The organism is Amycolatopsis tolypomycina, assembly GCF_900105945.1.
GTDB lineage: Bacteria > Actinomycetota > Actinomycetes > Mycobacteriales > Pseudonocardiaceae > Amycolatopsis > Amycolatopsis tolypomycina.
Genome location: NZ_FNSO01000003.1, coordinates 189309 through 201315 on the forward strand (window position 1 = coordinate 189309; position 12007 = coordinate 201315).

At 69.6% G+C, this 12007-nt stretch carries 14 protein-coding genes; 7 read left to right on the top strand and 7 right to left on the bottom strand.

Annotated features, from left to right (window positions below; genetic code table 11):
- The first annotated feature begins 122 nt into the window (after window positions 1-122).
- From pdhA to BLW76_RS06465, 3 genes are read left to right on the top strand one after another with little or no spacing between them, the layout of a single operon-like run.
- On the top strand, window positions 123-1328 hold the full coding sequence (gene pdhA / locus BLW76_RS06455; RefSeq protein ID WP_091304932.1) for a pyruvate dehydrogenase (acetyl-transferring) E1 component subunit alpha: 1206 nt from the start codon (window positions 123-125) through the stop codon (window positions 1326-1328).
- Window positions 1328-2320: an alpha-ketoacid dehydrogenase subunit beta gene (locus tag BLW76_RS06460; RefSeq protein WP_091304933.1), complete on the top strand. Its 993-nt coding sequence runs from the start codon at window positions 1328-1330 to the stop codon at window positions 2318-2320. Before pdhA ends, BLW76_RS06460 begins: the two co-directional genes overlap by 1 nt.
- Before the next feature lie 16 nt (window positions 2321-2336).
- Window positions 2337-3692, top strand: coding sequence for a dihydrolipoamide acetyltransferase family protein (locus BLW76_RS06465; RefSeq protein ID WP_091304934.1), 1356 nt, complete (start codon window positions 2337-2339; stop codon window positions 3690-3692).
- A gap of 34 nt (window positions 3693-3726) precedes the next feature.
- Here the strand turns inward: BLW76_RS06465 and BLW76_RS06470 are convergent, their stop codons facing one another.
- From BLW76_RS06470 to BLW76_RS06490, 5 genes are all read right to left on the bottom strand, one after another.
- Complete coding sequence (locus BLW76_RS06470) at window positions 3727-4113, bottom strand: hypothetical protein (RefSeq protein ID WP_091304935.1); 387 nt, start codon at window positions 4111-4113, stop codon at window positions 3727-3729.
- Window positions 4110-4310, bottom strand: coding sequence for a hypothetical protein (locus tag BLW76_RS06475; protein ID WP_091304936.1), 201 nt, complete (start codon window positions 4308-4310; stop codon window positions 4110-4112). The genes BLW76_RS06470 and BLW76_RS06475 overlap by 4 nt, the downstream gene beginning before the upstream one ends.
- Before the next feature lie 14 nt (window positions 4311-4324).
- A complete protein-coding gene (locus BLW76_RS06480) occupies window positions 4325-4711 on the bottom strand; it encodes a hypothetical protein (protein WP_091304937.1) in 387 nt (128 codons plus the stop codon).
- A gap of 12 nt (window positions 4712-4723) precedes the next feature.
- On the bottom strand, window positions 4724-5086 hold the full coding sequence (locus BLW76_RS06485) for a hypothetical protein (RefSeq protein WP_091304938.1): 363 nt from the start codon (window positions 5084-5086) through the stop codon (window positions 4724-4726).
- A gap of 107 nt (window positions 5087-5193) precedes the next feature.
- Window positions 5194-6168, bottom strand: a complete 975-nt coding sequence (locus BLW76_RS06490) for a LuxR C-terminal-related transcriptional regulator (protein WP_091304939.1) — start codon at window positions 6166-6168, stop codon at window positions 5194-5196.
- A gap of 167 nt (window positions 6169-6335) precedes the next feature.
- Here BLW76_RS06490 and BLW76_RS06495 point away from each other — a divergent pair, with 167 nt between their 5' ends.
- Genes BLW76_RS06495 through BLW76_RS06505 form a run of 3 tightly spaced genes read left to right on the top strand, consistent with a single transcriptional unit; the run spans window position 6336 to window position 9514 of the window.
- A complete protein-coding gene (locus tag BLW76_RS06495) occupies window positions 6336-6926 on the top strand; it encodes a TetR/AcrR family transcriptional regulator (protein ID WP_091304940.1) in 591 nt (196 codons plus the stop codon).
- A gap of 20 nt (window positions 6927-6946) precedes the next feature.
- Entirely contained in the window at window positions 6947-8893 is a 1947-nt protein-coding gene (locus tag BLW76_RS06500; RefSeq protein WP_091304941.1) for an ABC transporter ATP-binding protein, read from the top strand.
- Between the two features lie 45 nt (window positions 8894-8938).
- Window positions 8939-9514 carry a hypothetical protein gene (locus BLW76_RS06505; protein WP_091304942.1) on the top strand — a complete coding sequence of 192 codons (576 nt, stop codon included), beginning with the start codon at window positions 8939-8941 and terminating at the stop codon, window positions 9512-9514.
- On the opposite strand, the gene BLW76_RS06510 is transcribed toward BLW76_RS06505, so the two are convergent.
- Window positions 9511-10848 carry a hypothetical protein gene (locus BLW76_RS06510; RefSeq protein ID WP_091304943.1) on the bottom strand — a complete coding sequence of 446 codons (1338 nt, stop codon included), beginning with the start codon at window positions 10846-10848 and terminating at the stop codon, window positions 9511-9513. The genes BLW76_RS06505 and BLW76_RS06510 overlap by 4 nt on opposite strands.
- 68 nt (window positions 10849-10916) lie before the next feature.
- Here BLW76_RS06510 and BLW76_RS06515 point away from each other — a divergent pair, with 68 nt between their 5' ends.
- Window positions 10917-11393 carry an FxsA family protein gene (locus tag BLW76_RS06515; RefSeq protein ID WP_091304944.1) on the top strand — a complete coding sequence of 159 codons (477 nt, stop codon included), beginning with the start codon at window positions 10917-10919 and terminating at the stop codon, window positions 11391-11393.
- Window positions 11394-11472: 79 nt separating this feature from the next.
- On the opposite strand, the gene BLW76_RS06520 is transcribed toward BLW76_RS06515, so the two are convergent.
- Window positions 11473-11931: a very short patch repair endonuclease gene (locus tag BLW76_RS06520; RefSeq protein ID WP_091304945.1), complete on the bottom strand. Its 459-nt coding sequence runs from the start codon at window positions 11929-11931 to the stop codon at window positions 11473-11475.
- Window positions 11932-12007 lie beyond the last annotated feature (76 nt).

Below are 12007 nucleotides of genomic sequence, written 5' to 3' on the forward strand. Positions count from 1 at the left end.
GAGAACCGTCAACGCCGACGGTGACCGAGCGCTTCGGACCCGATGCGCTGGTCCCCGCCGGTGCAGTCGCTGTGGTCGCCACAAGCGGCCGCCAGAGGCACCGACACCAAGGAGTACAGCGCATGCCGTCCGAACAGTGGACGCACCCGGAGCCGGGAGACGGCCCCGCCGCGGTCGCGGCCCAGCCCTCCCCCGAACAGGTGATCGCCGGATTGCGGGCAACCAGCGAAGGTGGCGCTGAGCTGACTCAGCTGCTCACCCCCGAAGGCGAACGGGTCCCCTCGCCGCAGTTCGACAAGTACGTCGAGGACGTCGACGCCGAAGCCCTGCGCGGCCTGTACCGCGACATGGTGCTGGTCCGGCGGGCCGACCGCGAGGCGAACGCCATGCAGCGCCAGGGCCAGCTCGGCATCTGGGTCCCGCTGCTCGGCCAGGAAGCCGCGCAGATCGGCTCCGGCCGCGCGCTGAAGGCGCACGACATGGCGTTCCCCAGCTACCGCGAGCACGGCGTCGCATACGCGCGCGGGGTCGACATGAAGGACCTGCTGGGCATCTTCCGGTGCACGGACCACAGCGGCTGGGACTACCAGCGCCACGGGTTCCACCCGTACACCATCGTGATCGGCAACCAGGTGCTCAACGCCGCCGGCTACGCGATGGGCCAGAAGTTCGAGGGCAAGGTCGGTGACGACGACGGCGAAGCGACGATCGTCTACTTCGGAGACGGCGCGACTTCGCAGGGTGACGTCCACGAAGGATTCGTCTGGGCCGCCGTCTACGACGCGCCGCTGGTGTTCTTCTGCCAGAACAACCAGTGGGCGATCTCCGAGCCGACCGAGCGCCAGTCGCGCCTGCCGCTGTACCAGCGCGCCCGCGGCTACGGCTTCCCCGGCATCCGCGTCGACGGCAACGACGTCCTCGCCTGCCTGGCGGTGTCGCGCTGGGCGCTCGACGAGTGCCGCCACGGCAACGGCCCAGTGCTGATCGAGGCGTTCACCTACCGGATGGACGCGCACACGACGACCGACGACCCCACCCGCTACCGGCTCTCCGACGAGCTGGAGGAGTGGAAGCTCAAGGACCCGATCGAGCGCGTCCGCGCGTACCTGGCCCGCGGCGGCTACGCCGACCAGGCGTTCTTCGACAGCGTCCAGGCCGACGCCGACGCCTTCGCCGCCGACCTGCGCGACTACACGTTCAACATGCCGGAGCCACCGCCGGACCGGATCTTCAGCAACGTCTACGCCGAGGGCAACCCCCTGCTGGAGGCGCAGCGCGAAGAGTTCCTGTCCTACCTCGACGGCTTCGTCTCGGCGGGTGAGCACTGATGACCGACCTCCAGAAACTCACCATCGGCAAGGCCCTCAACCTCGGCCTGCGCCGCGCCATGGAAGAAGACCCGAAGGTCCTGATCATGGGTGAGGACGTCGGCAAGCTCGGCGGCGTCTTCCGGATCACCGACGGCCTGCAGAAGGACTTCGGCGAGCAGCGCGTGCTCGACACGCCGCTGGCGGAGTCCGGCATCATCGGCACCGCGGTCGGCCTGGCCGTGCGCGGCTTCCGGCCGGTGTGCGAGATCCAGTTCGAGGGCTTCATCTTCCCCGGCTTCGACCAGATCTCCTCGCAGCTGGCGAAGCTGCACTACCGGACGCAGGGCAAGATCAAGATGCCGGTCGTGATCCGGGTGCCGTTCGGCGGCGGGATCGGCGCGGTCGAGCACCACTCGGAGTCGCCGGAGTCGCTGTTCGCGCACATTCCCGGCCTCAAGGTCGTGTCCATTTCGAACGCCGTCGACGCCTACTGGGGCATCCAGCAGGCGATCAAGTCGGACGACCCGGTGCTGTTCTTCGAGCCGAAGCGGCTGTACCACTCGGGTGCGCTGCGCGCGGAGATCGACGTCACGGGCACGCCGGCGCAGGTGTTCTCGTCGCAGGTCGTCCGCGAAGGCACGACGGCGACGGTCGTCGCGTACGGCCCGTCGGTGAAGGTCGCCCTCGACGCGGCCGCCGCGGCCGAGGACGAAGGCAAGTCCCTCGAGGTCATCGACCTGCGCACGCTCTCGCCACTGGACCTCGGCCCGGTGTTCGAGTCGGTGCGCAAGACCGGACGGCTGATCGCGCTGTCGGAGGCGCCGTCGGAGTCGTCGCTGACGTCGGAGATCGCCGCGCGCGTCCAGCAGGAGTGCTTCTACTCGCTGGAAGCGCCCGTCCTCCGGGTGACCGGGTTCGACACGCCGTACCCGCCGGCCAAGCTCGAGGAGCACTACCTCCCCGACCTGGACCGGGTGCTGCACGCCGTCGACCGCTCGCTCGCCTGGTAAGGGGGATTTCCGCGCAATGCCCACGTACAAGCAATTCCCCCTCGCCGACACGGCGGAGGGGCTGACCGAAGCCGACATCCTGTCCTGGCACGTGAAGCCGGGCGACACGGTGACGGTGAACCAGATCGTGGTCGAGATCGAGACCGCGAAGGCCGCCGTCGAGCTGCCGATCCCGTGGGCCGGGGTCGTCACGGAGCTGCACGTCGAGCCGGGCCAGACGGTGGAGGTCGGCACGCCGATCCTCACCATCGACGTCGACCCCGGCGGGGCGGCCGCGCCCGCGCCCGCCGCCGCTCCGGCTCCCGCTCCGGCCGAGGAAGAAGAGATGAAGCCGCTGGTCGGCTACGGCTCCAAGGCCGTGGTCACGCAGCGCCGGGCTCGCAAGAGCCCCAATGTGGCGTTGGTTGCGTCCAACGCACCGAACGCCACATTGGGTGCGTCCAACGCACCCAACGCCACATTGGGGCGCTCGCCCCAGCCGGCCCCGAAGCCGGTTGCGCCTCGCGGCGGGTACGTCCCGCTCGCGAAGCCGCCGGTGCGGAAGCTCGCGAAGGATCTCGGCGTCGATCTGCACACGCTGACCGGAAGCGCCGAGGGTGGCGTGATCACCCGCGACGACGTCGAGCGCGCCGCCAACGGAACTCCGGTCGTCACGTCCACTGTGGACAGCGGCGCGCGTGAGCGGCGGGTGCCGATCAAGGGCGTCCGGAAGATGACCGCGGCCGCGATGGTGCAGAGCGCGTACACCGCTCCGCACGTCACGGAGTTCCTGACCATCGACGTCACGCCGATGATGGAGTTCCGCGAGAAGCTGAAGAAGTCGCGGGAGTTCGCCGGGGTCAAGGTCACGCCGCTGACGTTTGCCGCGAAGGCCGTGTGCCTGGCGGCGAAGCGGACGCCGGACGTCAACGCGGTCTGGGACGAAGCGGCGCAGGAGATCGTCTACAAGGACTACGTGCACCTCGGGATCGCCGCGGCCACCCCGCGCGGCCTGATCGTGCCAAAGGTCCGCGACGCCGACTCGATGTCGCTGAAGGAGCTGGCGAACGCGCTGACCCAGCTCACCGAGACGGCCCGCGAGGGCAAGACGTCGCCGGCGGACATGGCGAACGGCACGATCACGATCACCAACGTGGGCGTGTTCGGCGTCGACACCGGCACGCCGATCATCAACCCGGGCGAGTCCGCGATCCTGTGCCTCGGCGCGATCAAGGACCAGCCGTGGGTCGTGGACGGCGAGATCAAGGTCCGCAAGGTGCTCCAGCTGTCGCTGAGCTTCGACCACCGCGTGGTCGACGGCCAGCAGGGCTCGGAGTTCCTGGCCGACGTCGGCGCGTTGCTGGCCGACCCGGCGATGGCCATGACGTACTGAGATTCCCCTGGTGAGGGCCGCCTTCGGGCGGCCCTCACTGCTTTCGGGCCCGGCGCAGGCCCTGGACGGCGTCGCGCAGGAACCGCCGCGGTCCCGAATCCCGCTCGGGCGCGGGCTCGGCAGGCTGCGCCGTGATCGGCGGCGGCGCGGGCTGCCGGGCGGCGATCTCCTGCAGCAACCTGGCCACTTCGCGTTCGTAGTCGGCGAGCAGGGCCTGAACCAGCTGCGAACGCACGTCGGGATCGAACCCGGCGTACTGCGCGAACGCCGCCTCCTTGTACCGCTGGGCCGAAGCGCGGAAGACCTCGCTGTCCGCTTCGGTGATCAGCCCCGCGGCCTGCATCTCGAGGAGCCGCCGCGCGGCCGGCTCCTCGATGTGGGTGCGCACCAGCGCTTCGAGGTCGTGCGGGTGGTCGGTCACCGGCGTCCCCGGTCCCGGCGGTCCTGCTCGATTTCGGCTTCCGCGCGCAGCTCGGCGATCGACAGGGCGACCCGCGCCCCCTGCTTCGCCGTGGCCACCTTGCGCTCGGCGTCTGCGACGAGGTCCGCGGCCTTCGCCGCGAGGCTCTTGCCGGTTCGGGCCGGGGGGTTCCCGGTCCTTCGGATGAGTTCGGACATGGTCTCCGTCCCGGTCAGTTCCGGCGCAGCTTGGCGATTTCCTTGCGCAGCTCTTCCCGCAGCGCCTGGTCCAGCAGCTGCTTCACCTCCGGGTCCCAGTGCGGATCCGCGGCGAGCTGCAGGAGGTGCTGGTTGAACCGCTGGGCGGTCACGGTGAACAGCTTGATGCGGGTGTCCGCCCGCGCGCCCTGCATTTCGATCCGAATCTCGGAATAGGCCCGGTTGACCGTCAGCACCACCGCGCGCGCCAACGCGATCGTGGGCTGCCCGAGCGCTTGGACCAGGGCGCCGACGACCACGTCACCCAGGTCGGAACCGCCGTTCGCGGCCAGCTCACCGCTGGTGTCGCGCACTTCGAACGGCAACCGCATGCCGCTTTGTTCGACCTCGAAAGCCACCACGCACTCACCTGTTCAGTCGATCCACCACAAACCGATCGCCGCCAGGACGCCGACGACGAACACCGTCAAGATCGTGGTTCCGAGCCCCTGCACCACCGAACTGACCACGATGCTCAGCAGCACCTCGACGACGAAGATGTCGAATTTGCTGTCCGCGTCGCCGCGCCGGGCCTTCCGCTGCCTGCTGAGCAGGGCGGCCACCGGAAAACCGAGTCCCTGCCGAATTGTTTTCTGGTAACCGGATGCGCCCTCCAACGCGGAAAAAGCCGACAGCAGGAGCCACTTCACCAGCGGCAACAGCACGAATTTGGCGATACCGAAAGAAAACAACAGCCACATGAACGCCAGCAGGCACGCACCAAGGAAAGACCACACAGTGCACCCCTCTCGCGCTCCCGGAACAAGTTTAACCGCGCCACTGGCGCAAGTCCGTCCTAAATGGTCTGAAAAAGAACCGGCCGGGCCGTCATACTTGGTATCAGTCACCCCGGCGGGCGGACGCTGCCGAGATAGGCGGAGATTTCCGCGGCGGCCGCCGAACGCTGCCGCACGCCGTACTTGCGCAGGATCTTGCCGACGTGGGTCTTGACCGTGGGCAGCTCGATGTGCAGCCGTTCCCGGATCTCGTCGTTCGTGAGGCCCTCGGCGAGCAGGGCCGCGACCTCGCGCTCGCGGGCGCTCAGGGACTCGAACCGCTCGGCGGCCTGCCGGTAGGAGTCGAACTCCATTTCGGCGGTGTCGACCTGGAGCCGTTCGCACTCCCGCACCAGCTCGCGCGCGGACTCCAGCAGGGGGTGACCGTCCCGCTCGAGCGCGTCCCGCAGTTCGGCGGCCGCCGCCCGCACGACGGAGACCCGCTCGACCACGAGGTCGGCCATCGACCGCGAGAGCACGCGCGTCACCGCCGGCCGCTCGCCGTCGTCGAGCGTCTCCAGGAACCGGCGGTTCTCCTCCTCGGTGGACAGCATCCGGGCCAGCACCTCGGCGAGCCATTCCAGCGCGGCCAGCTCGGCGTCCCCGTAGCAGTCCGACGTGTAGGCCTGGGCGGAGACGACGCCGATGACCTCGTCGGTCCCCGTCCGGCGCATCGGCACGACGAGCGCGTCCGCCGACCGGCGGCCCCGGTCACCCCACGGGATGCCGCGGTCGAGCACCGCGCCGCCGTCGTCGCGGTAGCGGTAGGACCGGCGGTTGCGGAACACCCAGCCGGTCGGCCCGTCCGGGTTCAGTTCGCGCAGGCCGGGCAGGGCGTAGACCGAGCCGTCGTACTGGTAGGCGTAGAGGACGTGCCCGGGGTCGCGGAACAGCGCCACGTAGAAGGCGTCGACCTTCATCGCCGAGGCCACGACCTCGCGGAGGTGGTCGTAGAGGGCGTGGTGCCCGCGGACGGCGAGCGCGGAGAGCGACCGCTGCCCGTCCCGCAGGAGCCGGACCAGGCGTTCGTCGAACAGCGTCACCGGCACTCTCCTCGGTCGCTTGCCACCCCTAAGTCGAGGGGATGACCAGGTCCGTTACGACTTCTCACGGACCGTGACCACGAGCAATCCAGTTGACGGAGTGAGCACTCACTCCGCACACTGGTGGCATGACACCAGCACCCGAAACCCGGCGGCGAGCGCCGGGCATGAGCGTCGAAGCCCGGCGCGCCATGATCGTGCACGCGGTGCTGCCGCTCCTGGTGGAGCACGGCGCGAACGTCACGACCAGCCAGATCGCCCGCGCGGCCGGCATCGGCGAAGGCACGATCTTCCGCGCGTTCAAGGACAAGGACGAGCTCTTCGACGCCTGCACCGCGGAGGCGCTGCGGCCCGACCACGCGCTCGACGCGATCGCCGACATCCCCCTGGACCAGCCCCTGGCCGACCGGCTCGTCGAGGCCGCCGAAGCACTCGGCGCCCACCTCGAGCGGATGGGGGCGCTGATGGGCGCCCTGCACGCGTCCGGGCGGCACAAGCTGCGCGACCCCGAACAGCGCCTCAAGGACCGGCGCGCCAGCTGGAAGGGCAACCGGCGCGAGTCGATGGTCGCCATGCGCGGCGCGATCGTCGAGCTGTTCACGCCCGAGAAGGACCGGCTGCGGCTGCCGCCCGAGCAGCTGGCCACGCTCTACCTGGCCCTGCTGTTCGGCGGCCGCCCGATGGCCGCGGACGGCGACGCGCCCACCACGCGCCAGGTGGTCGACGTCTTCCTGCACGGCGCCGTGGGGGCCGAGTGATCCCGGGCGGTGGGGGTGGCATGGAGTTCATGCTGGCCCGGCGCGGCCGGCGGCGGCACGCCGTGACGGTGCCGGAAAGCGGGCTCACCGGGCCCGTCGACATTCCCGAACCGAAGCAGGACGACCAGCCGAAGGACCTGCGCTCCCGGCTCAAGCGCGCGAAGACGTCCGTGGCGGGCACGGTGCGCGGCCTGCCCAAGGTCGTCAAGCTGACCTGGCAGGCCAGCCCGGTCCTGACCATCCTCCTGGCGCTGATCACGCTGCTGTCGGGCCTGCTGCCGACCGTGACCGCGTACGTCGCGAAGCTGCTGCTCGACGCCGTCGTCGCGGCGATCCAGGGCAAGGGCACCACCGGCGACATCGTCAACGTCGCGCTGTTCCAGTTCGGCGTGCTCGCCGCGACCGCGATCAGCAGCGCGCTGACGTCGATCGCGCAGTCGCTGCTGCAGGAACGGATGACGCTGACCATCCGCCACCAGGTCATGGCCCACGCGAGCGAGCTGCACCTGGCGTACTTCGAGGGATCGGCGTCCTACGACATGCTGCGCCAGGCCGCGCAGGAGGCGCCGACGCGGCCGCTGTCGATGATGAACTCGGCGCTGGGGCTGGTGCGGACGCTGATCACGTTCGGCAGCATGATCGCGCTGCTCGTCGCGATCAGCCCGCTGCTGGCCCTGGTCGCGCTGGTGGCGCCGATCCCGGCGTTCATCTCGCAGTCCAAGTACGGCTCGCGCGCGTTCTGGCTGACGTTCCTGATGTCGCCGATCAAGCGGCGGATGGACTACCTGTCGTCGCTGGTCACCACGGACACGTACGCGAAGGAGACGAAGCTGTTCGGGCTCGGCCCGTACTTCGTCGACCGCTTCCGCCGGCTGGGCCTGGTTTCGTACGAGCGGCAGCGGAAGCTGACGATCAACCGCAACATCAGCTCGACGGCCTGGGGACTCCTGAGCACGCTCGCGGGCTCGGCGATCGCGTTGTACATCGCGCTGGAGGCGGTCGGCGGCCGGCTCACGCTCGGCGACCTGGCGCTGTACACGGCCGCGGCGACGTCCGTGCAGACGTCGGTGTCCGGGCTGTTCACGGCGTTTTCGGGGATGTACGAGAACAACCTGTACCTCGACACGCTGTACCGGTTCCTGGACACGAAGCCGGAGATCACGGCGCCCCCGGCGCCCCGGCCGTTTCCGTCCGTTGTGGACGGTCACATCGAGTTCGACTCGGTGACGTTCGCGTACCCGGGCTCGGACGAGCCGGCGCTGGAGAACGTCAGCTTCGAGATCCGGCCGGGCGAGACGGTGGCGGTGGTGGGCCGCAACGGCGCGGGCAAGTCGACGCTGTTCAAGCTGCTCTGCCGGCTGTACGACCCGACTGGCGGGGTTATTCGCCTCGACGGCGTGGACATCCGCGAGTACGACCCGGTCGAGCTGCGCACCCGGATCAGCGCGATGTTCCAGGACTACGTGACGTACCAGGGCACGGCGGCGGAGAACATCGGCTTGGGGGACCTCGCGCGGCTGGAGGACCGGCCGCACATCGAGGAGTCGGCCCGCAGGGCGGGCGCGGACGAGCGCATCGAGCGGCTGCCGTCGGGCTACGACAGCCCGTTGGGCCGCTGGTTCGACCAGGGTGTCTCGCTGTCCGGCGGCGAGTGGCAGAAGATCGCGTTGGCCCGGGCTTTCCAGCGCGAGGCACCGCTGTTGATCCTCGACGAGCCGACGTCGGCGCTGGACGCGCAGGCCGAGCACGACCTGTTCTCGCGGCTGCGGTCGTTGTCCGAGGGCCGGACGACGTTGTACATCTCGCACCGGTTCTCGACGGTCCGGCAGGCTGAGCGGATCCTGCTGCTGGACCACGGGAAGGTGGCGGAGTACGGGACGCACGAGGAGCTGATGGCGGCGAAGGCGGGGTACGCGGAGCTGTTCACGCTGCAGGCGCGGGCGTACCTGGACGAGGTGCCGAGCTAGCGTGTTTTGCCTCCGCGGCGGGCCCCACGGGGCTAGGGTCCGGCCATGGGGGAGTTCGAACCGGCACCACCGGTGGTGCTGCCGCCGCTGCGTCCGAGGTTCTGGACGCGGCGGCGGCTGCTGGTCGCCGCACTCGTGGTCGTGGCACTCGCGGCCACCGTCGTCGTATTGACGTGGGAGCCGGGGCCGGGTGAGCCGGGCTGGCAGCCGCTGACCGGGGAGACCGAGAACCATTCGAGCACCGGCAAGGCCGGGCTGCAGTTCGCGCAAGTCCTTTCGAACGACGAGGACGCCGACGTGGTGATCGAGTCGGTGCGGGCGGAGGTGCCGGCCGGGCTGAGCGTCAAGGAGTCCGGCCAGCTGCCGCTGGGGTGGCTGACGGAGTTCTACTGGCTGACGCCGCCGAAGCTGATCCCGCTGCCGGTCACCGCCCCGGCCGGCCACAAGATCAAGTTCGTGGTCCGGTTCCACGTGAGCTGCCCACCCGCGAAGCCGGCCACCCGCATCCCGTGGCGGCTGTTCCTGACGGTCCGCTCCGGCCCGGTGCGACAGGAGGTCGAGGTGGGCTCGCTTCGCGCGATCGAGCTGGCGGACAGCGCGCTGCCGGAGTTCTGCGGCTAGGTGCGCACGCGGTGCGGCGGCAGTGTGGTGCCGCCGCGGAGCTCGAGCTTTTCGGTGATCAGCCGCTGCGGGCCGGCGTCCTCGGAGGTGTCGACGGCGATCGCGACGGTGTCGAGGACCGCGTTCTGGATGGTGATCACCCGGTGCCGGTCGCCCGACCAGCTCAGGTCCAGGCGGCAGCGCACCATTCGCACGTCGGAGAGGGCCACTCTCGACCACCCGCCGCCACCGCCGGACCATTCGTAGCTCCGGCCCGAGAGGTCGAGTTCGAGATCGGCGAAATCGCACCGTTCGAACCGCAGGGTGCCCGCGGCGATCGAGAAGTCGCCGAAGTTGATCCGCTGCACCCGGAAGCGGCAGGCGTAGAAGCCGACGGGCCGCCCGGACAGCTCGCCGTCGCCGAAGTCCAGCACCTCGCCGTCGAACTCGGCCCCGACGAAGTGCACGGCGGCCCGTTCGAACACGACGTTGGTGAAGACGGTGGTCTTGGCGGTGAACCGGGTGTCCAGGCAGCTCAGGCGGCCGCGGAACGTCGTCCGGGCGAAGGACGTCAGGAGGCCGCGGAACTCGGCGTTGTCGAAGACGACCGCGCCTTCGAAGCTCAACCCGGCGAAGTCCGCGTTGTCGAAGACGAGGCCGGTGAAGTCGAAGTCGAGGGCCCGCCAGGAGGGTTCCGCGGTCTCCACGACCCGGTCGCGGATGGCGCGCAGCACGGCGTTCCGGATCTCGGTCTCGCCGGGTTTGTCCGAGTTGCGGCCCAGCCGGAGGTAGCCGCACAGGACGTCGACACAGACCTGGCGCTTGTCCGCCCAGTCGTCAGCCAGCCCGGCCAGCGCGTAGACGCCGGTGAGCCGGACCGCGGGACTTTCGTGCGCAAGCTGTTCGGCGGCGGACGAGAGCCGCTCGTTGAACCGCTGTTCGACCTCCCGCTGAGCCCGATCGACGTCGAGATCGTGCTCGTCCTCGGCCACCCGCTGCCGCCGGTAGTTGACGGCAAGCAGCACGACACCCCCGAAGCCGGCGACGACCGAGAGCGCGATCTTGAGCAGGTCCAGCATTTGCGGGACGCCGAAGGAGCCGGCCTTCGGGAACCGCGGCCACCCGAGGAACCACAGCAGCCCGACGGCGGCGGTGCTGACGACCACCATGGCCAGGACGAGCCAGCCGAGCACCGAGGCGGCCATCCGCCGCCGCCGCCGCGTCACGTCTTCCGCCTCGACGACGTCGTCGCGGGTCCGGGCGGCGCCGCTCTTCCGGCTTCGGCCGTATGCGACGACGATCACCGCCATGAGCAGCAGGATCGCTATCAGGAGATAGCGCAGCCAGTCGGACACGAGGGGTGACCCTAGTCGCCGTCACGGGGGCCCGGGAGCAAAACGGACAGGTCGTTCGTTGACCGGGTATGGCTGTCGCGTTCCTGCTTTACGTCTTCGCCGAGATCGCCGCGATCTGGGCGGTGGGCTCGGCCGTGGGTGTGTTCGGCACGCTGGGCCTCCTCCTGGCGGGAGCGATCCTGGGCTCGTGGCTGGCCCGCCGCGAGGGAGCCAAGGCGATGCGGGCGTTCACGTCAGCGGCCCGCTCGGGCCGGCCGGCGGAGAAGGAACTGACGGACGGAATGCTGGTCGGGCTCGGCGGTGTGCTGATCCTGGTGCCCGGGTTCGTTTCGGACGTCTTGGGGTTGCTGTTGATCCTGCCGCCTTCGCGCGCGGTGGCTCGGCGGCTGTGGTTGCGGCGGATGGAGAAGCGGGCGGTGCGGTTCGCCAACCAGCGGCGGGGGCCGGTGATGGTGGTGGACAGCGAGGTGGTGCCACCGTCGGAGGAGCGCCGGCGCGAAGGAACCCAGCCGACGGTGATCGAGGGACGGGTCATCGAGGGCTGACCTGCAGCAGCGACGACACGCAAGCTGATGTTGCTAGGCGTTTGCACGTGCAGTCTCTAAGATCGAACGCGTGTTCGTGCTACGAGATCGCGGCCTCGACAGCCGAGACGGCATCACGCAGCGGCACGTGTTCCCAGATGCGGACCACTCGCCAGCCCGCTTCCACGAGCGCTTCCGTAACCAGCTGATCACGGCTCATGTTGCGCCGGAGCTTCGGCGTCCAGTACCACTCGTTGCTGGTCGGGTGGCGCCCGTGTTCCGGGCAGACGTGCCAGAAGCAACCGTCGACGAAGATCGCGACCTTTCGCTTCGTGAAGACGATGTCCGGACGAACACGCACCCCTTCGAGCACTATCGGCAGGTCCTTGCGGTACCGATAACCAAGGCGATGCAGCTCCTTGCGAAGAGTCACCTCTGGCTTGGTGTCCGTGCGCCTATTGGCTCGCATGTTGCGGGAACGCCCCTCGCTGGCAGCGGCAGGGTAGGGCTTCGGCTTGGCTTCTTGATCAGTTGGCGGGTGTCTCTCGCGGCGCGCCATGCGCCAGATAGTCTCAGGCGCTACCTCGCCACGCCACCCTGGAAAGGAACCCGATGACCGGCGCACCCGACGACAG